Raw genomic sequence first — 24,832 nt, forward strand, 5'->3', positions numbered from 1 at the left:
GCGGGTTATTCAATCTCGAACAGGCCGTTGCGGATCGGCCCGGCGCTCAGGCGTTCGCGCACGTCATCGTCAATCCGTGGATCGTCCGGGCGGTACAGCTTGACCTGGCGGTAAGCGCTGATGCGGTTGATCTCGGTGCCGAGGAACTCCCACACCACCCGGGTGCAGGCCGGGGTACGCCGGTCACCACTGGAAACCCCGGTCTTGAGACCGTTGAGGCGGGTGATGCGGCTCTTGAAGCTGGGAATGAGGATGGTCTGGCTCATCTCGTTGACCGTCAGCGACTCGTAATCGAGCAGAAACAGGCGGTCCTGCAACTGGAACGCCGCGCCCAGGTAACGGCAGCGCACCCAGTCTTCGGCCTGCACATCGGTACTGCTGGAGCGCTCCTGACGCTCCTGGCGCTCGAACAGAAAACTGCCGCGCTCTTCGCGCAGGTGCACCAGCGACAGCAGGATGGAGCCGGGTACCGACATGCAGTTGGAGTATTCGAAGTAGTAACCGCAATAGCGCGACAGGTTGCCGGCGTGTTCGCGCAACGGCCGCAGCAGCTCGGCCAGCGGATCGTTGTGGCTGAGCGCCTGGTTGGCGGTACTGCGCGCACCAATCAGGCGCGCGAACTGCTCCGGCGGCAAACCCAGTTCGTAATCCTCGACACCGAAGAAATCGCCGATGCGCTTGAGGTTGTACGCCGTCGGCTGGCTTTGCCCGCTCAGGTACTTGTTGAACTGCGCGCGGTTGATCGACAGCTGCCGGCAAACTTCCGAGATAGAGCGGTAGTGGCTGCAGGCGAGCTTGAGATTGGCGCCGAGATGTTCGCTCATGTGAGCCGTTCCAGGTGATGCGATAGACGCCAGTTTAGCATCAAGTCGCATCAACTGAGAGCAACCCGCGAAATTGTAACCAGTCTTGTCATGACCAACCATGCGCCCCACGGATACGGCGCATCGACGCCGACCTGTCGTCTTTCATGCGAAGAATAAGAATCGAGGTCATTTCATGCTCGAAGCGCTCAACGATTTCCTCTCGGGGAAACTCCTCATCGTGCTTATCGTCGGACTCGGCAGCTACTTCACCCTGCGCTCCCGTTTCGTCCAGTTCCGCCATTTCGGCCACATGTTCAGCGTCTTCAAGGAATCCCTGCGCGGCCAGGCAGGCCAACTGAGCTCGTTCCAGGCGCTGATGCTGAGCCTGGCCGGCCGCGTCGGTGCCGGTAACATCGCCGGTGTCGGCATCGCCGTGACCCTCGGCGGCCCGGGCGCGGTGTTCTGGATGTGGGTGACCGCGCTGGTGGGCATGTCCAGCAGCTTCTTCGAGTGCACCCTGGCCCAGGTCTACAAACGTAGCGACGGCGACGGCCTGTACCGTGGCGGCCCGGCCTACTACATCCAGCACGGCCTGAAGCTGCGCTGGATGGCGATGGTGTTCGCGATTCTGCTGCTGGTGACCTACGGCTTTACCTTCAATGGCCTGCAGTCCTACACCGTGACCCACTCGCTGCAGAACGCCTTCGGCTTCGAGCCGAAATACACCGGTATCGCCCTCGCCGCCCTGCTCGGCCTGGTGTTCATCGGCGGTATCAAGCGTATCGCCTCGGTGTCCGACCTGCTGGTCCCGGTCAAGACCCTGGCCTACATCGGCGTGACCCTGTACGTGATTTTCACCCAGATCGAACACGTGCCGGCCATGCTCGAAACCATCGTCAAGAGCGCTTTCGGCCTTGATCCGGCCTTTGCCGGCCTGCTCGGCAGCGCTATCGTCATGGGCGTCAAACGTGGCGTGTTCGCCAACGAAGCCGGCCTTGGCAGTGCGCCGAACGTCGCCGCCGTAGCCGCGGTGAAACACCCGGCCGCCCAAGGTGTGGTCCAGGCGTTCAGCGTGTTCCTCGACACCTTCGTGATCTGCACCTGCACCGCACTGCTGATCCTGCTGTCGGGCTTCTACACCCCAGGCTTTGAAGGTGACGGCATTGCCCTGACCCAGAACTCCTTGGCTGCGGTAGTCGGTGACTGGGGACGGATTTTTGTCAGCGTCGCGCTGTCGCTGTTCGTCTTCACCTGCATCCTCTACAACTACTACCTGGGCGAAACCAGCCTGCAGTTCTTCACCCGCAACCGCCTGGTGCTGTTGGGCTACCGCGGCCTGGTACTGCTGCTGATTCTTTGGGGTTCGGTGCAAAACCTGTCGACCGTGTTCGCTTTCGCCGACATCACCATGACCTGCCTGGCGTTCGTCAACCTGGTGGCCCTGGCGTTGCTGTTCAAGGTCGGCCTGCGGGTGATGCGCGACTACGACGAACAGCGCCGCGCCGGTATCGCCCAGCCAGTGTTCGATGCGTCGAAGTTTTCCGACCTGGACCTGGACCCGGCCGCCTGGCCAGTGAATCCGCAGGTCGAGACCCGGACCGACGTCAACGTCGCCAACGCACAGACGCAGAGCTGACATGCGCGCCGTCAACAACCTTCTGGTGCTGTACACCGGCGGCACCATCGGCATGCTGCAAACCCCGCAGGGCCTGGCGCCTGCCGGTGGCTTTGAAGCGCGTATGCGCGAGCACCTGGAGCAAATGGCCGATGCACCGCTACTGAGTTGGCGGCTGCGCGAACTACGGCCATTGATCGACAGCGCCAACATGCAGCAAAGCAACTGGCTGGCGATGCGCGAGGCGATTGTCGAAGCGGTGGAGCGCGATGGCCACGACGGCATCCTGCTGCTGCACGGCACCGACACCCTGGCCTACACCGCAGCGGCGCTGTCGTTTTTGCTGCTCGGCCTGCCAGTACCGGTACTGCTGACCGGCTCGATGTTGCCGGCCGGCACCGCCGACAGCGACGCCTGGGACAACCTTTGCGGCGCCCTGCGGGTGATGGCATCCGGTATCGACAATGGCGTGCAGCTGTATTTCCACGGCCAGCTGCTGCACGGCGCGCGCACGTCGAAGCTGCGCAGCGAAGCCTTCGATGCCTTCGCCGCGCTGCCGCGTGAGCGCGATGGACAACGCGCCGAGTCGCTCCCGGCCTGCCTGGATTACCGCCAGCCACGCCAACCGGTAAACCTGATGGTGCTGCCGGTGTTCCCCGGGCTGCAGGTCGGCCATCTGCGCGGCCTGCTCTCTAGCGGCGTGCAGGGCTTGCTGCTGGAGTGCTACGGCAGCGGCACCGGGCCATCGGACGATCAGGACCTGCTCGATGCGCTGCACGACGCCCGCCAAGGCGGGGTGTTGATTGCGGCCATCAGCCAGTGTCCGGAAGGCGCGGTGCACTTCGACACCTATGCGGCCGGCAGCCGCCTGCGCGATACCGGCCTGGTCAGCGCCGGCGGCATGACCCGCGAAGCGGCGCTGGGCAAGATGTTCGCCTTGCTCGGTGCCGGGCTCGATGTGCAAGCGGCGGAACACTGGTTCGCCCAGGACCTGTGCGGCGAGCGCGCCCAGTAGAAATGGCGGAAGGCAGCGGGAGTCGAACCTGCCCGGGAACGGCTGCCGTCCCCAACCGGGTTTGAAGCCCGGCCGCGCCACCGGGCGCGATTGCCTTCCTTGAACGGGTTACTGCCCCGGCGCCTGGGCCAGGGCATTGTCGGCGCGAACCTGGCGTCGGTCACCGACACGCCGGGTCAGGCCGATGCGGTCAAAATACTCGAGTATCTGCACGCTGCGTTTGCGCCCGATCCCCAGCACATCGCGAAACGCCGCCACCTGCACCACCGGATCGTCGCTGGCCAGCTGCAAGAGCATAGCCGCCATTTGCCGGATCGTGGCCTCAGGATAGAACAGATCGCGCACCACCTGGTGCACCTGGCCCAAACGCCCAAGCTTGCGCAGCAACAGGCGCACCTCGGCTTCATCGACTTGTAGTGACCTGGCCAGGTCGCGTACCCAGGGCGGGTCGAACAGCCCCTCGACCAGCAATGGCTGCACCTGGCTCCACAGCTGCGAGTCAGCATCGCTCAAGCGTATCTGGTGCTCGGGCAGGTGCAGCCAGGGCCCGCTGCTGACCAACCTGCCGCTGGCGAGCAGTTCATCCACCAGGCTGATGAAGGCCGGGCGCTCCAGGGTCAGGGCAACAAAGCGGCGCAAGCGATCACGATCCGGGCCGAGCTGGTCCGGCTCCTGTTCATGAAACCGCGCCAGCCCCTCCAGCAAAGCCGTTTGCAGAGTTTGCCAATGCTCATCGGTGAACAGCAGCGGGCCTTGGCGAGTGGCGATTACCTGGACATTGGCCGGCAGTTGCCAGCGGCTGCGCAGGCGATTGAACTGGCGCTCCAGGCGTTGCGGGTCGAGGCCCAGGTCATCACTGGCCAGCAGCGCCGGCAAGGCCTGCTCAAGGCTGTCGGCGCCAGCCAGGGCCTGCAACTGGGCAATGCGCGCCTCGCTGCGGCGCTGGCGCGCAGGTGCAAAGGGATCGAGCACCCGGCCGCCACCGAGGGTACGTTGCGCACGCTGGTCACGCAGCACCAGGCGATCACCGTGCACCGCCTGTACCGGTGCATTGGTGAGCAGTTGGGCGAACATGCGCTTGCCCGGTAGCACATGCTCGCCCTGCAACAACGCTACCCGGGCGGTGACATCCTGGGTGCCCAGGTGCACATGCACCGGGCTGAAGTGCTCGAAGGCGCGCAGTTCGCTGGCCAGCAGTTGCAGCTCGATGTCCACGCGCTGGGTCGGCGCATGCAGCCACTCGGCAAGCAGCCAGTCACCGCGGTGAATCTGCTCAAGGGCCAGGCGCTCGGCACTGATGTTCAAGGCCACCCGCTGCCCGGCTCGGGCCTCGGCGGCGGCCTGGTTCTGCGCATGCAGGCCACGCACCCGCACCGGCTTGCCGGCTTTGCCGAGCAGCAAGCTGTCACCCAGTTGCACACGCCCGTCCAGCGCCGTGCCGGTGACCACGATGCCGGCACCGGCAACCGCAAAAGCGCGGTCAATGGCCAGGCGAAAACCGCCCTGGCTGCTGCGCTGGCTAACCTCAGCCTGAGCCGCCAGCAAGGCCTGGCGCAGCGCCTCGATGCCCTCGCCAGTGACGCTGGAAACTGCAAACTGCAATGCCCCCGCATACGGCCCGACAGCCAGCAGCACGCTGACCTGGGCTTGCACTTCCTGCAGCCGCTGCGGCTCGACCCGGTCGCATTTGCTGATCACCACCAAGGCCTGGGGAATGCCCAGCAGCTCGACAATCGCCAGGTGCTCGCGGGTCTGCGGCATCACCCCGTCATCGGCGGCCACGACCAGCAGCACCAGGTCGATGCCCTGGGCGCCAGCGAGCATGTTGTGGATAAACCGCTCGTGACCGGGCACGTCGATAAAGCCGGTTAGAGCTGCGCCAGGGCTGAGGGCGGCATAACGATAACCGAGGTCGATGGTCATGCCGCGCTCGCGCTCTTCCCGGCGCTGGTCGCCCGCCTGGCCGGTCAGGGCCTCGAGCAAAGCGGTCTTGCCGTGGTCGATATGCCCGGCGGTACCGATAATCACGCCTGCACCTGCGCCAGTTGCGCCAGCCACGCGGTTTCGTCATCGAGCTGGCGCAGGTCCAGCCACAGGGCATCGTCATCGATGCGCCCGAGCACTGGAATCGGCAAGGCCCGCAGCGCGCGTTCCAGGCCATGCAAGGCGCGACCGCGCAGGCGCTTGGACACCTGCGGGCGCACGCACAAGGCCGCACTGGGCAGGCGCGCCACCGGCTGGCTGCCGCTGCCGATCATGCCCAGTGCGGGCTCTGCGCTGACCGTCCACTGTTCGCCCAGCTGTTGCGCCAACGCTGGCTGCAAGCGCTCGGCCTGCTGGAGAATCTCGGCCTGCGGCCGGGTCAGCAGGCGCAGGCTGGGCAGGCGCTCGGCCAGTTGATCAGGATTACGGTACAAGCCCAGCACCGCCTCAAGCGCTGCGAGGGTGAGCTTGTCGACCCGCAAGGCGCGCTTGAGCGGGTTCTTTTTGATCCGCGCGATCAAATCCTTGCGCCCGACAATGATGCCAGCCTGGGGCCCGCCCAACAGCTTGTCGCCGCTGAAGGTGACAAGATCGGCGCCATCGGCCAGGGCCTGGCGCACAGTCGGCTCGGCCGGCAGGCCCCAGCGGCTCAAGTCGAGCAGGCTGCCGCTGCCGAGGTCTTCGAGCAGGGGCAGTTCATGGTGATGAGCCAAGCGCGCCAGTTCTGCGGTCGGCACCTGGGTGGTGAAGCCCTGAATGCTGTAATTGCTGCAATGCACGCGCATCAACAGGCCGCTGCGCGGGCCGATGGCCGCCTCGTAATCGCGGGCATGGGTGCGATTGGTGGTGCCCACCTCATGCAGCTTGACCCCAGCGCGGGCCATGATGTCGGGAATGCGAAAAGCGCCACCGATCTCGATCAACTCACCGCGCGAGATGATCCCCTCTTTGCGCGCACCGAGGCTATTGAGCGCCAGCAGCACGGCAGCGGCGTTGTTGTTGACCACGGTGACGGCTTCGGCGCCGGTGAGCTCGCGGATCAAGCCTTCAATCAGGTCATCGCGATCGCCGCGCTTGCCGCTGGCCAGGTCGAACTCGAGGTTGAGCGGATAGCGGGCCGCCAGTTGCACGGCGTCGATGGCTTCCTCGGGCAGCAAGGCCCGGCCCAGGTTGGTGTGCAGCACCGTGCCGGTGAGATTGAAGACCCGCCGCACCTGGCTGCGGTGGCGAACCACCAGGCGCTCGCCGGCGCGGCCGAGCAGCACCGGCGCGGCCAGTTCAGCGGCGTCCAGTTGGCCGAGCCGGGCGTCCTCGCGCAGGTCGTCGAGCAACTGACGCAAGGTCGCCAGCAGCGCGTCGCGGCCATAGCGCTCGGTCAGCGGCTGGCTGGCGGGGTGACGCAACAGAGTGTCGATGGAGGGCAGGCGGATCGGGAGCTTGGCGAGGTTGGACGGCATGCAGACGGTTCTCAACTTCAGTGGGCGCTGGCCATGGGCAAAACCTCAGTGTAGACCCGATCTCACTCCCCTCCCGGTGCCAGCAAAAGGTTCGGCGCCAGGCGCTGGAAGCCTTCCTGATCCAGGCGCAGGTCCAGCGCCAGGCAGGCAAGGTCGGCCGACAGCGCTTCGGCATCGGCGTCGTTTTCCAGGTAGATATGCTTTAGGTAGGTGTTGCAGCCCGGACAGCATTCGGCCTGCAGCGGCGCCTTGGCGCTGGCGTAGCGGTCATCCTCGAAGCTGAAGTACTTGAGGCCCTTGCTCTGTTCGCAATACACGCATTTGACCCGCACCACATGCCATTCGCAGGCACACAGCGAACACACCAGGTAACGTAGGCCGTTGTACTTGCCGCGATGGCGGATGACCCCGGCCATGGCCGGCGAGCCACAGGCCGGGCATTGGCAGAGGCTGTCCGCCGCTTTCAGTTCGACCCCCTGCAGGCTCAGCAGCCAATGGCTCCAGGCCGCCTGCAACGCCGCGCCCAGGAACGGCACCAGCGCCGCCGGCACCAGGCTGTACGAACCTGTGAGCAAGGCGATGGCCCACAGCTTGCGCTGTTCATCGGCGGCGCATTGCAGCACAGACACGGCATCGGCCACGGCGCCACTCGAAGCCGGATAGCGCTGCAACAACGCCTGTAGATAAGCCAGCCAGTGCCCGTCGCGCACCAGGCTGTCGGCAGCCAGCGGCGGCAAGCCATGCTCGACACACAGGCGCTGGCGTTCGCTGTCGCTGGGAGCTGCGGCAGGCGGCTGGTCGAGCAGGCTCTGTTGCACATGGCAGAGGCCGGCCAGCAGACGCAGGTAATCCGCCAGCGGGTTGCCGTCGGCCAGTTGCTCCAGGCGCTGCGCGCGCAGGGCGAACAGGTTCTTCGGCGGCAGGTAGAGAAACGGCGGCGTGCTGGCCGCCGCTTCGATCTGCCCGGGTTCCAGAAGAGTACTCAAGCGCTCATCCTTTTTTATTGATCGGCGGTGGCGGCTGTTTGTCGCCGGTCACTTCCCGATACCACAGCTCATGGTGTTTTTTCGCCCAGGCGCGGCTGACCCAGCCATGCAGCATGGCGCTGACCGAACCCTTGATCCAGATCCCGGCGTAAATATGGACGATGATGCTCAGCACCAGCACGAACGCCGCCAGGGCGTGCGCCAGGGTCGCCAGACGAATCGAACCGATGCCGAAATAACTGCTGAAGTAGGCCCGCCAGATCACCACGCCGCTGATCAACAGCACCAGCATGCACAGCAGCAAGGTCCAGAACAGCAGCTTCTGCCCGGGGTTGTACTTGCCGATTGGCGGTACGCCCTCCTCTTCGTTGCGCATCACCCGGTCGATGCGTTTGAGCCACAGGCGGTCGTTGGCGATGAAGTAGTTCGCCCGCCAGAAACGCAGCACCAGGCCAACAAAAAACACGAACATCAACACGCCCATGAACGGATGCAAAATCCGTGTCCACGGCCCGCCGCCGAACAGATGGCTGAGCCAGAACAGTGCCGGGTGAAACAGTGCCAGCCCCGACAACCCGGCCATGATGAACAGGATCGCCACCAGCCAGTGATTGGTCCGTTCGTTGGCGTTGTAGCGCAGGATAGGTTTGTCGTTCATGGTCGTTCCTCCCCTTGCCCGCCCGGCCGGTTCGGGTCATAGACATGCACCGCCGGGTCGACCACCTGCACACTGGTATCCGCAGGGCTCGGGTGCTCGTCCTCTTCGACCCGCTGCGGGCCGACGCGCACATAGTGGAAGAACCCGGCGAGCACCGCCGCGCCCATGGCCAGCAGCGCCAGCGGCTTGGTCACGCCTTTCCACAGGCCTACCAGCGGGCTGATGATCGGCTGGTCCGGCAGGCCCGCGTACAAACGCGGGGTATCGGCATGGTGCAGCACGTACATCACGTGGGTACCGCCGACACCATCGGGATCGTACAGGCCGGCGTTGTCGAAACCCCGCGACTTGAGGTCGACGATGCGCTCGGCGGCGTGCTCCTTCATGTCCTGCTTGCTGCCGAAGACAATGGCGCCGGTCGGACAGGTTTTCACACAGGCCGGCTCCAGCCCCACCGACACCCGGTCGGAACACAGGGTGCACTTGTAGGCCTTGTGGTCCTTCTGCGAGATTCGCGGGATGTTGAACGGGCAGCCGGTGATGCAGTAGCCGCAGCCAATGCAGTGGTCCTGGTTGAAATCGACGATGCCGTTGGCATGCTTGATGATTGCCCCCGGGCTCGGACAGGCCTTCAGGCAACCGGGATCGGCGCAGTGCATGCAACCGTCCTTGCGGATCAGCCACTCCAGGTTGCCGTCGCCGGTTTCGTGCTCGGTAAAGCGCATCAGCGTCCAGGTTTCGGCGCTCAGGTCCTGGGGGTTGTCGTAGGTGCCATGGTTGTGACCGACCTCGTCTCGCAGCTCGTTCCACTCCGAACAGGCCACCTGGCAGGCCTTGCAACCGATGCACTTGGTGGTGTCGATCAGCTTGGCCACCTCCTCCAGCTGGCGGATCGACGAGGGCGGCGTGGTGGTGGCCGAACGGGCGATGATGTCTTGGCTAGCCATCAGATTTTCTCCACGTTGACCAGGAACGACTTGGATTCCGGCGTCTGCGTATTACCATCACCGAGGAACGGCACCAGGGTGTTGGTCAGGTAGCCGTGGCGGGTACTGCCGGTGAAGCCCCAGTGCAGCGGGATGCCGATCTGGTGCACGGTCTGGTTGTTGACCTGCAACGGCCGGATGCGCTTGGTGACCACCGCTACCGCTTCGATATGCCCGCGTTTGCAGGTGACCCGCACGCGGTCGCCGGCGACGATGCCCTTCTCTTGCGCCAGCACTTCGCCGATCTCGACAAACTGCTCGGGCTGGGCAATGGCGTTGAGCTTGCAGTGCTTGCTCCAGAAGTGGAAATGCTCGGTCAGCCGGTAACTGGTCGCCGCGTAAGGGAAATCCTTGGCCTGGCCAAGGGTGTCCCACACCGAATCGAAGATGCGCCCGGCCGGGTTGCTGGTCGCCTGCTTGTTGTTCGGGTGCAGCGGGTTGATGCCGATCGGCGTCTCGAAAGGCTCGTAATGCTCGGGGAACGGGCCTTCGTTCATCTTGTCGACGGCAAAGAAGCGCGCCACCCCTTCAGGGTTCATGATGAACGGGTTCATGCCGGCCTCTGGCGGCACGTCTGCCTTGTAGTCCGGGGTATCGGTGCCGCCCCAGGCTTTGCCGTTCCACCACACCAGGCGCTTGTTCGGGTCCCACGGCTTGCCTTGCGGGTCGGCCGAGGCGCGGTTGTAGAGGATCCGCCGGTTGGCCGGCCAGGCCCAGGCCCAGCCGAGGTTCTGCTTCATGCCGAATGGGTCGCTGTCGTCGCGCCGGGCCATCTGGTTACCCTGCTCGGTCCAGCTGCCGCAGAAGATCCAGCAGCCAGAAGCAGTACTGCCGTCATCCTTGAGCTGGGCAAAACCGGACAACTGCTGGCCGGCCTTGAGGGTAGCGCCAGTGACATCAGTGAGGTCGCTGACGGCGTTGCCGTTGAGCTCCCTGGCCAGTTCTTCGGGCGACGGTTCATCGGCTACCTTGTAGGGCCAGCTGAGGTTCAACAGCGGCTCGGCAAAGGCGCCGCCTTCGGTCTGGTAGCGTTTGCGCAGGCGCAGGAACAGCTCACTCATGATGCGCACGTCGGTGCGGGTTTCCCCCGGGCCGTCGGCGCCCTTCCAGTGCCATTGCAACCAGCGGCTGCTGTTGACCAGCGAGCCGTCCTCTTCGGCAAAGCAGGTGGTGGGCAGGCGGATGACTTCGGTCTGGATAGCCTCGCTCTGCACGTCGTTATAGGGCCCGACGTTGCGCCAGAACTCCGAGGTCTCGGTGGCCAGCGGGTCCATCACCACCAGCCACTTGAGCTTGCTCAGGGCCGCAGTCACGCGGTTTTTGTCCGGCAACGCGGCAATCGGGTTGAAGCCCTGGCACATGTAGCCGTTGACCTTGCCCTGGCCCATCAGGTCGAACATCTTCAGCACGTCGTAACCGGGAATATCCAGCTTCGGCAGCCAGTCGTAGCCCCAATGGTTCTCGGCGCTGGCATTGGCGCCATACCAGGCCTTCATCAGGCTGACGTGGAACTTGCCGTAGTTCTGCCAGTACGACAGCTGCCCCGGCCGCAACGGTTTGAGCGCCCGCTTGGCGATGTAGGCGTCGTAGTCCTGCTCGGCATCGCCCGGCAGGGTCAGGTAGCCCGGCAAGGAGTTCGACAGCAGGCCGAGGTCGGTCAGGCCCTGGATGTTGGAATGCCCGCGCAGGGCATTGACGCCGCCACCGGGCATGCCGACGTTACCCAGCAGCAGTTGCACCATCGCCGCACTGCGAATGATCTGCGCACCGATCGAGTGCTGGGTCCAGCCCAGGGCATAGAGGATCGTCATCGTCTTGCCCGGTTGCGAGCAGGTGGCGATCTCTTCCCAGATCTTCAGCATGCGGTCTTGCGGCATGCCGCAGGTCATGCTCGCCAGTTCCGCGGTGTAGCGGCTGTAGTGCAGCTTCATCAGCTGGTAGACGCAGCGCGGGTCCTGCAGGGTCGGGTCGACCTTGGCAAAGCCGTCCTCGCCCAGCTCGTAACCCCAGCCGGACTTGTCGGTGTAGCTGCGCTTGGCCGCGTCATAGCCACTGAACAGGCCATCCTCGAAGCCAAAGCCGGCTTTGACGATAAACGACACGTCGGTGTAGTTGCGCACGTACTCGTGCTGGATCTTGTCGTTACTCAGCAGGTAATTGATCAGGCCGCCCATGAAGGCGATATCGCTACCGGTGCGAATCGGCGCGTAGTAATCGGCCACTGACGCGGTACGGGTAAACCGCGGGTCGACCACGATCAGCCGGGCCTTGTTATGGGCCTTGGCTTCGGTCACCCATTTGAAGCCGCATGGGTGCGCTTCTGCTGCGTTGCCGCCCATCACCAGGATCAGATTCGCGTTGGCGATATCGGTCCAGTGGTTGGTCATGGCACCACGGCCGTACGTCGGGGCAAGACTTGCCACCGTCGGGCCATGTCAGACACGCGCTTGGTTATCGAACCCCAGCATGCCCAGGCTGCGAATGACCTTGTGGGTCAGGTAACCGGCTTCGCTGGACGCCGCCGATGCCGCCAGAAAACCCGTGGTCAGCCAACGGTTGACCGTCTGCCCCTGGGCGTTCTTCTCGATGAAGTTGGCGTCGCGGTCGGTCTTGACCAGATCGGCGATACGGTCCAGCGCCTCATCCCAGGACACCCGCGTCCACTCGCTGCTGCCGGGCTTGCGCACTTGCGGGTACTGCAGGCGGCTGGGGCTGTGGATAAAGTCGAGCAGGCCGGCGCCTTTCGGGCACAGCGTACCGCGGTTCACCGGATGGTCGGCGTCGCCTTCGATATGGATGATGTTCTGCGCAACGTTCTTGCCGCCGTCCCCCTGGCTGTACAGGATCAGGCCACAGCCGACCGAGCAATAGGGGCAGGTGTTGCGCGTTTCCTTAGTGTGCGCCAGCTTGAAGTGGCGCACCTGCTCGGCGAAGGCAGGTGTCGGGGCCATGCCCAACGCTGCCAGGCTCGAGCCTCCAAGGCCAACTGCTGCGACCTTGAAGAACTGCCGACGGTTGAGATCCATCGTGCACTCCTGATCAGGTGGTGGACGCGCGGGACGTTGCCGGCGTCTCTTGAAACGATCACGGTGGCGGCAGATTGATGGCCGCCAACTGTCACTCTAGTCAAGATTCCCGGGAGCGGGATGAAAACGGATTGTCGGTCGGCGAAAAGCAAAACGCCCGGTGCGATGCACCGGGCGTTTTGAGGGTATTGCGGTCAGCGTGGCGAATCAGAACGGAATATCGTCATCGAAGCTGTCGAAGTCCGGAGCCGGCTGCGGTGCGGCCTGCTGAGGCGCCGGGCGCTGTTGCGGCGCGGACTGCTGTGGACGCGGAGCCTGTTGGCGTGGCGCCTGGTTGAAATTGTTGCCGCCTTGCGGGGCGCCGTCCTGGTTCTGCGGGCGGCCGCCGAGCAGCTGCATGGTGCCCTGCATGTCGACAACGATTTCGGTGGTGTAACGCTTGATGCCGTCCTTTTCCCACTCGCGGGTCTGCAGCTTGCCTTCGATGTAGACTTGCGAGCCTTTGCGCAGGTATTCACCGGCGATTTCGGCAACTTTGCCGAACATCGATACGCGGTGCCATTCGGTGCGCTCGACCTTCTGGCCGGTCTGCTTGTCGGTCCACTGCTCGCTGGTGGCCAGGCTCAGGTTGGTCACGGCGTTACCGTTGGGCAGGTAGCGGACTTCGGGATCCTGGCCGCAGGTACCGACCAGAATGACTTTGTTAACCCCACGGGCCATAACGTTCTCCTAGGCTTCGCACGCGGAGGAAGCCGGGTTTACCAGGCGTTCCAGGGTCGTGCGATCCAAAATTTGTGTATCAAGTTTGATATAGATGGCGGCTTCATCGGCCACCACCACTGCGTCGGTCACACCCGGGACGGCCATCAGCCGCTCGGTCAGCCCCGCTTCCCGTACCGCCTCGGCCGATAACGGCATGCGCAGGCTGGTCACGTACGGCGGTTCACGCATGCTCAGCGCCACGAGCCACCACAGGGCACACAACGCTGCGCAGCCAAGGAACACCGTGCTCAGGCCACCGTGCTGGAACAACCAGCCACCGAGAATTCCTCCCAACGCGGCACCAAGGAACTGGCTGGTGGAATATACCCCCATGGCCGTGCCCTTGCCGCCGGCGGGCGACACCTTGCTTACCAGTGAAGGCAAGGATGCCTCCAGCAGGTTGAAGGCGGTGAAGAATATCACGGTGCCGATCACCAGTTCGTGCAAGTTGTCTGCTGACAGCCAGAAGAATAGCTCGGTGAGCATCAACACACTGACCGCGCCCAGCAGGACACGTTTCATCTTGCGCTTTTTTTCGCCGTAGATGATGAACGGGATCATTGCAAAGAATGAAATCAGCAAGGCGGTCAGGTACACCCACCAGTGCTCTTCTTTCGGCAGGCCGCCGCGCTCGACGAAAGCCAGCGGCAAAGCGATGAAACTGGCCATCAGAATGGCATGCAAGACGAAGATGCCCACGTCCAGGCGCAGCAGGTCCGGGTGACGCAGGGTCGGCATCAGCGCCTGCTTGGCGACCCCGGACTCACGATGCTGCAACGCGCCGTGGGACGGCGGCACGACAAAGGCAATGATCGCAATACCGACTACGGCCATGGCCGCGGTGGCCAGGAACAACCCCAAGAGGCCAAAGGCACGGGTGACCAGCGGGCCGACGACCATGGCCACGGCAAACGACAGGCCGATGCTCATGCCGATCATGGCCATGGCCTTGGTGCGGTGCTGTTCGCGGGTCAGGTCCGAGAGCAAGGCCATGACCGCGGCAGAAATCGCCCCGGCGCCTTGCAGGATGCGTCCGGCAATCACCCCCCAGATCGAGTCGGCCTGGGCCGCCAGCACGCTGCCCAGGGCAAAGATCACCAGGCCCAGGTAAATCACCGGGCGACGGCCGATGCGATCGGAAATCACCCCGAACGGGATCTGCAGGAAAGCCTGGGTCAGGCCGTAGGCACCAATGGCCAGGCCGATCAGTGCCGGGGTGGCACCGGCCAGGTCCATGCCATAGGTCGCCAGTACCGGCAGGACCATGAACATGCCCAGCATACGGAAGGCGAACACCAGGGCCAGGCCGCCTGCGGCGCGGGTCTCGCTGCCACTCATGCGTTCGCTGTGGGGATCGTGCATGGATAAACCTCGTGTGAACCGGCGGCGATTCTACCAGTCCCATCGCATAACGGCATATACGCGACGCTTTGCCGCGTAATGGCATGGAGCCGTATACTCAACCGTTTATGCCCGCCGAGCGAGGCCGCAGTGGACAAGATCCTGATTCGTGGGGCACGTACCCACAACCTGAAGAACATCGACCTGACCCTGCCCCGGGACAAGTTGATCGTCATCACCGGCCTGTCCGGTTCCGGCAAGTCGTCCCTGGCCTTCGATACCCTGTACGCCGAAGGCCAGCGCCGTTATGTCGAATCCCTGTCGGCGTACGCCCGGCAGTTCCTGTCGATGATGGAAAAGCCCGACGTCGATACCATCGAAGGGCTGTCGCCAGCGATCTCCATCGAGCAAAAGTCGACCTCGCACAACCCGCGTTCGACCGTCGGCACCATCACCGAAATCTACGACTACCTGCGCCTGCTCTACGCCCGCGTCGGCACCCCGCGCTGCCCGGACCACGACATCCCGCTGGAAGCGCAGACCGTCAGCCAGATGGTCGACCTGGTCCTGGCCCAGCCCGAAGGCAGCAAGCTGATGCTGCTGGCGCCGGTGATTCGCGAGCGCAAGGGTGAACACCTGGCGGTATTCGAAGAGCTGCGCGCCCAGGGCTTCGTCCGCGCGCGGGTCAACGGCAAGCTGTTCGAGCTCGATGAACTGCCCAAGCTCGACAAGCAGAAAAAGCACACCATCGAAGTAGTCGTCGACCGCTTCAAGGTGCGTGATGACCTGCAGCAGCGCCTGGCCGAGTCGTTCGAAACCGCGCTGAAACTGGCCGACGGCATCGCCCTGGTCGCTTCGATGGACGACCAACCGTTCGAAGAAATGATCTTCTCCGCCCGCTTCGCCTGCCCGATCTGCGGCCATGCGATCAGCGAGCTGGAGCCCAAGCTGTTCTCCTTCAACAACCCGGCCGGCGCCTGCCCGACTTGCGACGGCCTGGGGGTCAAGCAGTTCTTCGACATCAAGCGCCTGGTCAATAGCGAGCTGACCCTAGCTGAAGGTGCGATTCGCGGCTGGGACCGGCGCAACGTCTATTACTTCCAGATGCTCGGCTCGCTGGCCGCACATTATGACTTCAGCCTCGAGATCCCCTTCGGCGAACTACCGGCCGAGCAGCAGAAAGTCATCCTCCACGGCAGCGGCAAGCAGAACGTTGATTTCAAATACCTCAACGACCGCGGCGACATCGTCAAGCGCTCGCACCCGTTCGAAGGCATCGTGCCGAACCTGGAACGCCGCTACCGCGAGACCGAGTCGGCGACCGTGCGCGAAGAGCTGGCCAAGTTCCTCAGCACCCAGCCCTGCCCGGATTGCCGTGGCACGCGCCTGCGCCGTGAAGCGCGGCACGTGTGGGTCGGCGAGAAGACCCTGCCAGCAGTCACCTGCCTGCCGATCGGCGATGCCAGCGGTTACTTCGGTGGCCTCAAGCTGACCGGTCGCCGGGGCGAAATTGCCGACAAGATTCTCAAGGAAATCTGCGAGCGCCTGCAGTTTCTGGTCAACGTCGGTCTCGACTACCTGACCCTCGATCGCAGCGCCGATACCCTCTCCGGCGGTGAAGCCCAGCGTATCCGGCTGGCCAGCCAGATCGGCGCCGGCCTGGTCGGGGTCATGTACATCCTCGACGAGCCGTCCATCGGCCTGCACCAGCGCGACAACGACCGCTTGCTCGGCACCCTCAATCACCTGCGCGACATCGGCAACACGGTGATCGTGGTCGAGCATGACGAGGACGCCATTCGCCTGGCCGACTACGTCGTCGACATTGGCCCGGGCGCCGGCGTGCATGGCGGCCAGATCGTCGCCGAAGGCACCCCGGCCGAGGTCATGGCCCATCCCGACTCGCTGACCGGCAAGTACTTGTCTGGCCGAGTGAAGATTGCCGTACCGGCCAAGCGTACGCCGCGTAACAAGAAGCTCTCGATCAAGCTCAAGGGCGCGCGCGGCAACAACCTGCAGAACGTCGACCTGGAAATCCCGATCGGCCTGCTGACGTGCGTGACTGGCGTGTCCGGCTCCGGCAAATCGACCCTGATCAACAACACCTTGTTCCCGCTCAGCGCCACCGCCCTCAACGGTGCCAGCACCCTGGAAGCGGCGCCGCACGACAGCTGCGATGGCCTGCAGCACCTGGACAAGGTGGTCGACATCGACCAGAGCCCGATCGGCCGTACCCCCCGCTCGAACCCGGCGACCTACACCGGACTGTTCACGCCAATTCGCGAGCTGTTCTCCGGCGTGCCGGAGTCGCGCTCGCGCGGCTACGGCCCGGGTCGTTTCTCGTTCAACGTCAAGGGCGGGCGCTGCGAAGCGTGCCAGGGCGACGGCCTGATCAAGGTCGAGATGCACTTTTTGCCGGACATCTACGTGCCGTGCGATGTGTGCAAGAGCAAGCGCTACAACCGCGAAACCCTGGAGATCAAGTACAAGGGCAAGAACATCCACGAGGTCCTGGAAATGACCATCGAGGAAGCCCGCGAGTTCTTCGACGCGGTACCGGCGCTGGCGCGCAAGCTGCAGACACTGATGGATGTCGGTCTGTCCTACATCAAGCTCGGCCAGTCGGCGACCACCCTCTCCGGTGGCGAAGCGCAGCGGGTCAAGCTGTCACGGGAGCTGTCCAAGCGTGACACCGGCAAGACCCTGTACATCCTCGACGAACCGACTACCGGCCTGCACTTTGCCGATATCCAGCAGTTGCTCGATGTGCTGCACCGCCTGCGCGATCACGGCAACACCGTAGTGGTGATCGAGCACAACCTGGACGTGATCAAGACCGCCGACTGGATCGTCGACCTTGGCCCTGAGGGCGGTTCCAAGGGCGGACAGATCATCGGCTTTGGCACCCCGGAACAGGTGGCCGAGATGAAGCAGTCGTATACCGGCTACTACCTCAAGCCGCTGCTGGAACGTGACCGCGCCTGATTCTGGCCGCTCGCACATGAAAAAGCCCCGCACTGGCGGGGCTTTTTTTGTTCCGGAAAATTACATCTGCGATTGCAGGTAGTTCTCCAGACCGATCGACTTGATCAGGCCCTGCTGTTTTTCCAGCCAGTAGGTGTGATCTTCTTCGGTATCGGCCAGTTGCAGGCGCAGGATGTCGCGGCTGATGTAGTCCTTGTGCAGTTCGCACAGCTCGATGCCTTTGCACAGTGCCGCGCGTACCTTGTACTCCAGGCGCAGGTCGGCGGCGATCATGTCCGGCACGGTGGTGCCGACGTCCAGGTCATCAGGACGCATGCGCGGGGTGCCTTCGAGCATGAGGATACGACGCATCAGGGCATCGGCGTGTTGCGCCTCTTCTTCCATTTCGTGGTTGATACGCTCGTAGAGCTTGCTCAAGCCCCAGTCCTCGTACATCCGCGAGTGGATGAAATATTGGTCACGTGCCGCCAGTTCGCCCGTCAGCAACGTGTTGAGATAATCGATTACGTCCGGGTGACCTTGCATCGCCCTGCCTCTCCCTGTGTGAAAGTCATAGTTTGAACCAGGATGACCGGAAGGTCACTGAGAATTGGGCAAAAAAGTGCAAAAAAGCGGGTAAACGGTAGTGATATTCATTGAAAAACCGCCCAAATGAGGGCGGTTCTTCTTATCACTTCGACTTAGGCGAGATTTATGCCCAAAGCCTTGGCAATCCCTTCGCCATAGGCCGGATCGGCCTTGAAGAAGTGCTGCAACTGACGCTGGACCACCTCTTCAGAAACGCCGCCCATGGCGCCGGCGATGTTGCTGATCAGCAGCGCCTTCTGCTCCGGGTTCATCAGGCGGAACAGCGCACCGGCATGGCTGTAGTAGTCGGTGTCTTCGCGGTGATCGTAACGATCGGCGACACCGTTGAGCGCCAGTGGCGGCTCAGCGTACTGCGGCGCTTGCTTGGGCGCATTGGCGTAGCTGTTCGGCTCATAGTTCGGCGCCGCACCACCGTTGCTGCCAAACGCCATAGAGCCATCACGCTGGTAGCTGTTTACCGGGCTGCGTGGGGCGTTTACCGGCAGTTGCTGGTGGTTGGTACCGACGCGGTAGCGATGGGCGTCTGCGTAAGCGAACACGCGCCCCTGCAGCATGCGGTCTGGCGACAGGCCGACACCGGGCACCATGTTGCTCGGGCCAAACGCGGCTTGCTCGACTTCGGCAAAGTAGTTCAGCGGGTTGCGGTTGAGTTCCAGTTCGCCGATCTCGATGAGCGGGTAGTCCTTCTGCGACCAGGTCTTGGTCACATCAAACGGGTTCTCGTCGCGGCTGGCCGCTTCTTCTTCGCTCATGACCTGGATGCACACGGCCCATTTCGGGAAGTCACCGCGCTCGATCGCTTCGAACAGGTCGCGTTGGGCGTAATCCGGATCGGTACCGGCAAGGCGAGCAGCCTCGGCAGGTGCCAGGTTCTTGATGCCCTGTTTGGTCTTGAAGTGCCATTTGACCCAGGTGCGCTGCCCCTGAGCGTTGATCAGGCTGTAAGTATGGCTGCCAAAACCATGCATGTGCCGGTAGCCGTCCGGAATGCCGCGGTCGGAGAACAGGATAGTGACCTGGTGCAGCGCTTCAGGCGAGTGCGACCAGAAGTCCCACATCATCTGCGCGCTCTTCAGGTTGCTTTGCGGCAGGCGTTTCTGGGTGTGGATGAAGTCGGGGAATTTCAGCGGGTCACGGATGAAGAACACCGGGGTGTTGTTGCCAACGATGTCCCAGTTGCCTTCCTCGGTGTAGAACTTCAGGGCAAAACCACGCGGGTCGCGCTCGGTATCGGCCGACCCCCGCTCGCCACCGACGGTGGAGAAACGCAGGAAGGTTTCGGTCTGTTTGCCGACGTTGCTGAACAGCTTGGCGCAGCTGTACTGGGTGATATCACGGGTAACGGTGAAGGTGCCATAGGCACCCGAGCCTTTGGCGTGTACGCGGCGTTCAGGGATGTTCTCGCGGTTGAAATGCGCGAGCTTCTCGATGAGATGGAAGTCATCCAGCAACAGCGGGCCGCGTGGGCCTGCCGAACGCGAATTCTGGTTGTCGGCTACCGGGGCGCCGCTGGCGGTGGTCAGTATTTTGTTCTGGCTCATGCTCTCTCTCCCTATCGGTCTTGAACGGCCGGCTAATCGGCTTGGGAGGAGTATCGACCACAACTATGACAACAACAAATTCATTGCCTGACTCAGATCAATAGATTATTACAATACATATAGACACAAAAAACCGGGCACTAGGCCCGGTTTCTTGTTACAGACTGTTCGCCTTACTCAGCAGCTTCAACCGAGCCACCAACAGGACGATCAACCAGCTCGACGTACGCCATAGGTGCGTTATCGCCAGCGCGGAAGCCGCACTTGAGGATACGCAGGTAGCCGCCCTGACGGGTGGCATAGCGCTTGCCCAGATCGTTGAACAGCTTGCCGACGATTTCTTTCGAACGGGTACGGTCGAAAGCCAGACGACGGTTAGCAACGCTGTCTTCCTTGGCCAGGGTGATCAGCGGCTCGGCAACGCGGCGCAGTTCCTTGGCTTTTGGCAGAGTAGTTTTGATCAGCTCGTGCTCGAACAGCGACACCGCCATGTTCTGGAACATGGCCTTACGGTGAGAGCTAGTACGGCTCAGGTGACGTCCACTTTTACGATGACGCATGGGTTCATTCCTTACCAAACACTACGTTCGGTGATTACGACGATCAGGCAGTCGCCTTGTCGTCCTTCTTAAGACTTGCAGGCGGCCAGTTGTCGAGGCGCATGCCGAGGGACAGACCACGGGAGGCCAGAACGTCCTTGATTTCGGTCAAGGATTTCTTGCCCAGGTTCGGAGTCTTCAACAGTTCTACTTCGGTGCGCTGAATCAGGTCGCCGATGTAGTAAATGTTCTCCGCCTTAAGGCAGTTGGCCGAACGCACGGTCAATTCCAGATCGTCAACCGGACGAAGCAGGATCGGATCGATCTCGTCTTCCTGTTCGACTACCACTGGTTCACTGTCACCTTTGAGGTCGACGAACGCAGCCAGCTGCTGTTGCAGGATGGTTGCGGCACGACGGATGGCCTCTTCAGGATCCAGGGTACCGTTGGTTTCCAGATCAATTACCAGCTTGTCCAGGTTGGTACGCTGCTCGACACGGGCGTTTTCCACCACGTATGCGATACGGCGAACCGGGCTGAACGAAGAGTCGAGCTGCAAGCGACCAATGCTGCGGCTTTCGTCTTCATCGCTCTGACGCGAATCGGCCGGCTCATAACCACGACCACGAGCTACAGTGAGCTTCATGTTCAAGGCGCCATTCGACGCCAGGTTAGCGATTACGTGATCGGGGTTAACGATCTCGACATCATGATCCAGCTGAATATCGGCAGCGGTAACCACCCCCGAACCCTTCTTCGACAAGGTCAGCGTAACTTCGTCACGACCGTGCAGTTTGATAGCCAGGCCTTTCAGGTTCAACAGGATTTCAATGACATCTTCCTGTACACCTTCGATTGCCGAGTACTCGTGGAGTACACCGTCAATCTCGGCCTCGACTACTGCACAGCCAGGCATGGAGGACAACAGGATGCGGCGCAGCGCGTTGCCCAGGGTATGGCCAAAGCCACGCTCGAGAGGCTCGAGCGTGATTTTAGCGCGGGTTGGACTGACGACCTGCACATCGATGTGGCGGGGCGTCAGGAACTCATTTACCGAAATCTGCATGGATGCACCTATTTTCTAGCCCTTACTTGGAGTAGAGCTCGACAATCAGGCTTTCGTTGATGTCGGCGGACAGGTCGCTGCGAGCAGGAACGTTCTTGAAAACGCCCGACTTCTTGGCAGCATCCACATCTACCCACTCAACGCGGCCACGCTGGGCGCACAGTTCAAGGGCTTGAACAATGCGCAGCTGGTTCAGCGACTTCTCGCGAACCGCGACCACGTCACCCGGACGAACTTGGTAGGACGGAACGTTTACAGTCTTGCCGTTTACGCTGATCGCTTTGTGCGAAACCAGCTGACGGGATTCGGCACGAGTAGCGCCAAAGCCCATACGATAAACGACGTTATCCAGACGGCACTCGAGCAGTTGCAGCAGGTTCTCACCAGTAGCGCCCTTCTTGGAGGCCGCTTGCTTGTAGTAACCGCTGAATTGACGCTCAAGTACGCCGTAGATACGACGGACTTTTTGTTTCTCACGCAGCTGGGTGCCGTAGTCGGACTGACGACCGCGGCGCTGACCGTGGATACCTGGGGCTGCTTCGATGTTGCACTTCGATTCCAGAGCGCGAACGCCGCTCTTCAGGAACAGATCGGTGCCTTCACGACGAGACAGTTTGCATTTTGGACCAATGTAACGTGCCATTTATCTGTCTCCTGATTACACGCGGCGCTTCTTCGGCGGACGGCACCCGTTATGCGGGATTGGCGTCACGTCGGTGATGCTGGCGATCTTATAGCCACAGCCGTTCAGAGCACGAACAGCGGACTCACGACCTGGACCTGGACCCTTGACGTTGACGTCGAGGTTCTTCAGACCATATTCCAGCGCAGCTTGACCAGCACGTTCAGCAGCTACCTGAGCAGCGAACGGGGTGGACTTGCGGGAACCGCGGAAACCCGAACCGCCGGAGGTAGCCCAGGACAGAGCGTTACCTTGACGATCGGTGATGGTCACGATGGTGTTGTTAAAAGAGGCATGGATGTGGGCGATGCCATCAACCACTGTCTTTTTGACTTTTTTACGAGGACGAGCAGCAGGTTTTGCCATTTCTAAATTCCTGTCGATTCGCTGGTGCGATTACTTGCGGATCGGCTTACGCGGGCCCTTACGGGTACGCGCGTTGGTCTTGGTACGCTGACCGCGTACTGGCAGACCCCGACGATGACGCAGGCCGCGGTAGCAACCCAGGTCCATCAACCGCTTGATTTTCATGTTGATGTCACGACGCAGATCACCTTCGGTGATGTACTTCGCGACTTCAGTACGCAGCGATTCAACCTGCTCGTCGCTCAGATCCTTGATCTTTGCGGCTGGGTTGACCCCAGTCTCTGCACAGATTTTCTGTGCAGTAGTGCGACCAACACCATAGATGTAGGTCAGCGAGATAACAGTGTGCTTGTTATCTGGAATGTTGACGCCTGCAATACGGGCCATTCAGTGGGACTCCAATTGACAGCTACCTACGCCCCGGAAGCCAAGAAATAGGGCGCGAGATAATATCGCTGTAGAAACAAATAATCAACCCAGCAGCGCACTAGCTGCTGGGTTTGTAGCGCAGATCACAATCAGCCTTGGCGCTGCTTGTGACGTGGTTCCGCACTGCAAATTACTCGAACGACACCTTCGCGGCGAATAATTTTGCAGTTACGGCACAGCTTTTTCACCGATGCACGAACTTTCATCACCAACTCCTCGAACCTTAAGGGTCAATCAGCGCAGCAGACCGCTGCCACCGTAGCCTTTCAGGTTGGCTTTCTTCATCAGGGATTCGTACTGGTGCGAAACGAGGTGCGATTGTACTTGGGACATGAAGTCCATCACAACCACTACCACAATCAGCAACGAGGTCCCGCCAAGGTAGAACGGAACGTTTGCCGCGACCACCAGGAACTGGGGAAGCAGACACACGGCCGTCATATAAAGAGCACCGAACATGGTCAAGCGGGTCAGAACGCCATCAATGTAGCGCGCCGACTGCTCACCTGGACGGATGCCCGGAATAAAGGCACCGGACTTCTTCAGGTTTTCCGCTACGTCTTTCGGATTGAACATCAACGCCGTATAGAAGAAGCAGAAGAAAATAATCCCTGCACTAAACAGCAGAATATTCAACGGCTGACCAGGAGCGATCGACTGCGAGATGTCCTGCAACCAGCCCATACCTTCGGACTGACCGAACCAGGCACCCAGCGAAGCCGGGAACAGCAAGATGCTGCTCGCGAAAATGGCAGGGATTACACCCGCCATGTTCACTTTCAACGGCAGGTGGCTGGTCTGCGCAGCGAAGACCTTGCGGCCCTGCTGACGCTTGGCGTAGTGAACGGCGATACGACGCTGACCACGCTCAATGAACACCACGAAACCGATAATCGCTACTGCCAGCAAACCGATAGCGACCAGGGCGAAAATGTTGATATCGCCTGTGCGTGCAGACTCGAAAGACTGCCCGATTGCTCTCGGAAGACCGGCGACGATACCTGCGAAAATCAACATCGAGATACCGTTGCCTACACCGCGCTCGGTGATCTGCTCGCCCAGCCACATCATGAACATCGCGCCGGCCACGAACGTGGACACCGCAACGAAATGGAAGCCAAAGTCAGCAGAAAACGCCACGCCCTGACCGGCCAGGCCAATGGACATGCCAATGGCCTGGACCAGCGCCAGGATAACGGTGCCGTAGCGGGTGTACTGGCTGATCTTGCGACGGCCAGCTTCACCTTCCTTCTTCAACTGCTCCAGCTGCGGGCTGACGGCGGTCATCAGCTGCATGATGATCGATGCCGAAATGTACGGCATGATCCCCAGTGCAAAGATGCTCATCCGTTCCAGCGCGCCGCCGGAAAACATGTTGAACAAGCTAAGAATGGTCCCCTCATTCTGTCGAAACAGTTCCGCCAGCCGGTCCGGGTTGATACCTGGAACTGGGATGTGTGCGCCTATCCGGTAGACGATGATCGCCAGGAACAGAAAACGCAGACGAGCCCAGAGTTCAGACATCCCGCCTTTGCCGAGCGAAGAGAGAGCACCTTGCTTAGCCATTTATTCCTCGAACTTGCCGCCAGCTGCTTCGATAGCCGCACGCGCACCTTTGGTGGCTGCGATACCCTTGATGGTGACCGCGCGAGTAACTTCGCCGGACAGCATGATTTTCACACGCTGTACGTTTTGGTTAATCACGTTGGCATCCTTCAGGGATTGCACGGTGACAACGTCGCCTTCCACTTTGGCCAGCTCGGACAGACGCACTTCTGCGCGGTCCATGGCTTTCAGGGAAACGAAGCCGAATTTCGGCAGACGACGGTGCAGCGGCTGTTGACCGCCTTCAAAGCCTGGAGCAATGGTGCCACCGGAACGGGAGGTCTGACCTTTGTGGCCGCGGCCACCAGTCTTACCCAAACCGCTACCGATACCACGGCCCGGACGATGCTTCTCGCGACGGGAACCCGGCGCTGGACTCAGATCATTGAGTTTCAT

22 protein-coding genes and 1 tRNA gene are annotated in these 24,832 nt (G+C 62.0%); 3 read left to right on the forward strand and 20 right to left on the reverse strand.

The window, feature by feature from the left end:
• Nucleotides 1-5 precede the first annotated feature (5 nt).
• Nucleotides 6-824, reverse strand: coding sequence for a helix-turn-helix transcriptional regulator (locus LOY54_RS24450; protein ID WP_045199998.1), 819 nt, complete (start codon nucleotides 822-824; stop codon nucleotides 6-8).
• Between the two features lie 175 nt (nucleotides 825-999).
• Here LOY54_RS24450 and LOY54_RS24455 point away from each other — a divergent pair, with 175 nt between their 5' ends.
• Together LOY54_RS24455 and LOY54_RS24460 are read left to right on the forward strand one after the other, a co-directional pair.
• The gene (locus tag LOY54_RS24455; protein WP_045200000.1) at nucleotides 1,000-2,442 is read left to right on the forward strand and encodes a sodium:alanine symporter family protein; all 1,443 of its coding nucleotides are present in this window, start codon (nucleotides 1,000-1,002) and stop codon (nucleotides 2,440-2,442) included.
• A gap of 1 nt (nucleotide 2,443) precedes the next feature.
• On the forward strand, nucleotides 2,444-3,436 hold the full coding sequence (locus LOY54_RS24460; RefSeq protein ID WP_093379017.1) for an asparaginase: 993 nt from the start codon (nucleotides 2,444-2,446) through the stop codon (nucleotides 3,434-3,436).
• 3 nt (nucleotides 3,437-3,439) lie between these two features.
• Here LOY54_RS24460 and LOY54_RS24465 read toward each other — a convergent pair.
• The 9 genes from LOY54_RS24465 to LOY54_RS24505 form a co-directional block, all read right to left on the reverse strand.
• Nucleotides 3,440-3,535, reverse strand: a tRNA-Sec gene (locus tag LOY54_RS24465).
• A gap of 9 nt (nucleotides 3,536-3,544) precedes the next feature.
• Nucleotides 3,545-5,464 (reverse strand): selenocysteine-specific translation elongation factor, encoded by a 1,920-nt coding sequence (selB, locus tag LOY54_RS24470; protein ID WP_258608262.1) that lies wholly within the window; start codon nucleotides 5,462-5,464, stop codon nucleotides 3,545-3,547.
• Nucleotides 5,461-6,876, reverse strand: a complete 1,416-nt coding sequence (selA, locus tag LOY54_RS24475; RefSeq protein WP_258608264.1) for an L-seryl-tRNA(Sec) selenium transferase — start codon at nucleotides 6,874-6,876, stop codon at nucleotides 5,461-5,463. Before selA ends, selB begins: the two co-directional genes overlap by 4 nt.
• A 62-nt stretch (nucleotides 6,877-6,938) precedes the next feature.
• The gene (gene fdhE / locus LOY54_RS24480) at nucleotides 6,939-7,862 is read right to left on the reverse strand and encodes a formate dehydrogenase accessory protein FdhE (RefSeq protein ID WP_258608265.1); all 924 of its coding nucleotides are present in this window, start codon (nucleotides 7,860-7,862) and stop codon (nucleotides 6,939-6,941) included.
• A 4-nt stretch (nucleotides 7,863-7,866) separates the two neighbouring features.
• Nucleotides 7,867-8,520 carry a formate dehydrogenase subunit gamma gene (locus tag LOY54_RS24485; protein ID WP_045200010.1) on the reverse strand — a complete coding sequence of 218 codons (654 nt, stop codon included), beginning with the start codon at nucleotides 8,518-8,520 and terminating at the stop codon, nucleotides 7,867-7,869.
• A complete protein-coding gene (gene fdxH, locus LOY54_RS24490) occupies nucleotides 8,517-9,467 on the reverse strand; it encodes a formate dehydrogenase subunit beta (protein ID WP_045200013.1) in 951 nt (316 codons plus the stop codon). Before fdxH ends, LOY54_RS24485 begins: the two co-directional genes overlap by 4 nt.
• Nucleotides 9,467-12,532 (reverse strand): formate dehydrogenase-N subunit alpha, encoded by a 3,066-nt coding sequence (gene fdnG, locus LOY54_RS24495; RefSeq protein ID WP_258608267.1) that lies wholly within the window; start codon nucleotides 12,530-12,532, stop codon nucleotides 9,467-9,469. The genes fdxH and fdnG overlap by 1 nt, the downstream gene beginning before the upstream one ends.
• Before the next feature lie 207 nt (nucleotides 12,533-12,739).
• On the reverse strand, nucleotides 12,740-13,252 hold the full coding sequence (locus LOY54_RS24500) for a single-stranded DNA-binding protein (RefSeq protein ID WP_258608268.1): 513 nt from the start codon (nucleotides 13,250-13,252) through the stop codon (nucleotides 12,740-12,742).
• A gap of 9 nt (nucleotides 13,253-13,261) precedes the next feature.
• On the reverse strand, nucleotides 13,262-14,656 hold the full coding sequence (locus tag LOY54_RS24505; RefSeq protein WP_258608270.1) for an MFS transporter: 1,395 nt from the start codon (nucleotides 14,654-14,656) through the stop codon (nucleotides 13,262-13,264).
• Nucleotides 14,657-14,785: 129 nt separating this feature from the next.
• On the opposite strand from LOY54_RS24505, the gene uvrA reads away from it, so the two are divergent.
• Nucleotides 14,786-17,620, forward strand: coding sequence for an excinuclease ABC subunit UvrA (gene uvrA, locus LOY54_RS24510; RefSeq protein WP_045200024.1), 2,835 nt, complete (start codon nucleotides 14,786-14,788; stop codon nucleotides 17,618-17,620).
• A 60-nt stretch (nucleotides 17,621-17,680) separates the two neighbouring features.
• On the opposite strand, the gene bfr is transcribed toward uvrA, so the two are convergent.
• The 10 genes from bfr to rplO all read right to left on the reverse strand — a co-directional run bounded on the left by bfr (nucleotide 17,681) and on the right by rplO (nucleotide 24,832).
• Complete coding sequence (gene bfr / locus LOY54_RS24515; RefSeq protein WP_045200027.1) at nucleotides 17,681-18,145, reverse strand: bacterioferritin; 465 nt, start codon at nucleotides 18,143-18,145, stop codon at nucleotides 17,681-17,683.
• A 155-nt stretch (nucleotides 18,146-18,300) separates the two neighbouring features.
• Nucleotides 18,301-19,749: a catalase gene (locus LOY54_RS24520; protein ID WP_045200029.1), complete on the reverse strand. Its 1,449-nt coding sequence runs from the start codon at nucleotides 19,747-19,749 to the stop codon at nucleotides 18,301-18,303.
• Between the two features lie 173 nt (nucleotides 19,750-19,922).
• Complete coding sequence (rplQ, locus tag LOY54_RS24525) at nucleotides 19,923-20,309, reverse strand: 50S ribosomal protein L17 (protein ID WP_002555463.1); 387 nt, start codon at nucleotides 20,307-20,309, stop codon at nucleotides 19,923-19,925.
• Between the two features lie 43 nt (nucleotides 20,310-20,352).
• The gene (locus LOY54_RS24530) at nucleotides 20,353-21,354 is read right to left on the reverse strand and encodes a DNA-directed RNA polymerase subunit alpha (RefSeq protein ID WP_003186012.1); all 1,002 of its coding nucleotides are present in this window, start codon (nucleotides 21,352-21,354) and stop codon (nucleotides 20,353-20,355) included.
• A 22-nt stretch (nucleotides 21,355-21,376) separates the two neighbouring features.
• Nucleotides 21,377-21,997 (reverse strand): 30S ribosomal protein S4, encoded by a 621-nt coding sequence (gene rpsD / locus LOY54_RS24535; protein WP_010220321.1) that lies wholly within the window; start codon nucleotides 21,995-21,997, stop codon nucleotides 21,377-21,379.
• Between the two features lie 15 nt (nucleotides 21,998-22,012).
• Nucleotides 22,013-22,402: a 30S ribosomal protein S11 gene (gene rpsK / locus LOY54_RS24540; protein ID WP_002555466.1), complete on the reverse strand. Its 390-nt coding sequence runs from the start codon at nucleotides 22,400-22,402 to the stop codon at nucleotides 22,013-22,015.
• 30 nt (nucleotides 22,403-22,432) lie between these two features.
• Nucleotides 22,433-22,789, reverse strand: coding sequence for a 30S ribosomal protein S13 (gene rpsM / locus LOY54_RS24545; RefSeq protein ID WP_010220320.1), 357 nt, complete (start codon nucleotides 22,787-22,789; stop codon nucleotides 22,433-22,435).
• Nucleotides 22,790-22,920: 131 nt separating this feature from the next.
• Nucleotides 22,921-23,037: a 50S ribosomal protein L36 gene (gene rpmJ, locus LOY54_RS24550; RefSeq protein ID WP_002555468.1), complete on the reverse strand. Its 117-nt coding sequence runs from the start codon at nucleotides 23,035-23,037 to the stop codon at nucleotides 22,921-22,923.
• 28 nt (nucleotides 23,038-23,065) lie between these two features.
• Entirely contained in the window at nucleotides 23,066-24,397 is a 1,332-nt protein-coding gene (gene secY / locus LOY54_RS24555) for a preprotein translocase subunit SecY (protein ID WP_010220319.1), read from the reverse strand.
• Nucleotides 24,398-24,832, reverse strand: a complete 435-nt coding sequence (gene rplO, locus LOY54_RS24560; protein ID WP_010220318.1) for a 50S ribosomal protein L15 — start codon at nucleotides 24,830-24,832, stop codon at nucleotides 24,398-24,400.

The sequence above is a fragment of the Pseudomonas sp. B21-032 genome (genome assembly GCF_024748965.1).
GTDB lineage: Bacteria > Pseudomonadota > Gammaproteobacteria > Pseudomonadales > Pseudomonadaceae > Aquipseudomonas.

What these genes read in the sequence shown, in the direction of transcription:
- rpmJ (WP_002555468.1), bottom strand. Translation starts at nt 23,037, where the DNA reads ATGAAAGTTCGTGCATCGGTGAAAAAGCTGTGCCGTAACTGCAAAATT.
- LOY54_RS24505 (WP_258608270.1), bottom strand. Translation starts at nt 14,656, where the DNA reads ATGCACGATCCCCACAGCGAACGCATGAGTGGCAGCGAGACCCGCGCC.
- secY (WP_010220319.1), bottom strand. Translation starts at nt 24,397, where the DNA reads ATGGCTAAGCAAGGTGCTCTCTCTTCGCTCGGCAAAGGCGGGATGTCT.
- rpsK (WP_002555466.1), bottom strand. Translation starts at nt 22,402, where the DNA reads ATGGCAAAACCTGCTGCTCGTCCTCGTAAAAAAGTCAAAAAGACAGTG.
- LOY54_RS24460 (WP_093379017.1), top strand. Translation starts at nt 2,444, where the DNA reads ATGCGCGCCGTCAACAACCTTCTGGTGCTGTACACCGGCGGCACCATC.
- LOY54_RS24450 (WP_045199998.1), bottom strand. Translation starts at nt 824, where the DNA reads ATGAGCGAACATCTCGGCGCCAATCTCAAGCTCGCCTGCAGCCACTAC.
- LOY54_RS24520 (WP_045200029.1), bottom strand. Translation starts at nt 19,749, where the DNA reads ATGAGCCAGAACAAAATACTGACCACCGCCAGCGGCGCCCCGGTAGCC.
- fdxH (WP_045200013.1), bottom strand. Translation starts at nt 9,467, where the DNA reads ATGGCTAGCCAAGACATCATCGCCCGTTCGGCCACCACCACGCCGCCC.
- LOY54_RS24530 (WP_003186012.1), bottom strand. Translation starts at nt 21,354, where the DNA reads ATGCAGATTTCGGTAAATGAGTTCCTGACGCCCCGCCACATCGATGTG.
- rpsD (WP_010220321.1), bottom strand. Translation starts at nt 21,997, where the DNA reads ATGGCACGTTACATTGGTCCAAAATGCAAACTGTCTCGTCGTGAAGGC.
- rpsM (WP_010220320.1), bottom strand. Translation starts at nt 22,789, where the DNA reads ATGGCCCGTATTGCAGGCGTCAACATTCCAGATAACAAGCACACTGTT.
- rplQ (WP_002555463.1), bottom strand. Translation starts at nt 20,309, where the DNA reads ATGCGTCATCGTAAAAGTGGACGTCACCTGAGCCGTACTAGCTCTCAC.
- LOY54_RS24485 (WP_045200010.1), bottom strand. Translation starts at nt 8,520, where the DNA reads ATGAACGACAAACCTATCCTGCGCTACAACGCCAACGAACGGACCAAT.
- LOY54_RS24455 (WP_045200000.1), top strand. Translation starts at nt 1,000, where the DNA reads ATGCTCGAAGCGCTCAACGATTTCCTCTCGGGGAAACTCCTCATCGTG.
- LOY54_RS24500 (WP_258608268.1), bottom strand. Translation starts at nt 13,252, where the DNA reads ATGGCCCGTGGGGTTAACAAAGTCATTCTGGTCGGTACCTGCGGCCAG.
- bfr (WP_045200027.1), bottom strand. Translation starts at nt 18,145, where the DNA reads ATGCAAGGTCACCCGGACGTAATCGATTATCTCAACACGTTGCTGACG.
- rplO (WP_010220318.1), bottom strand. Translation starts at nt 24,832, where the DNA reads ATGAAACTCAATGATCTGAGTCCAGCGCCGGGTTCCCGTCGCGAGAAG.
- selA (WP_258608264.1), bottom strand. Translation starts at nt 6,876, where the DNA reads ATGCCGTCCAACCTCGCCAAGCTCCCGATCCGCCTGCCCTCCATCGAC.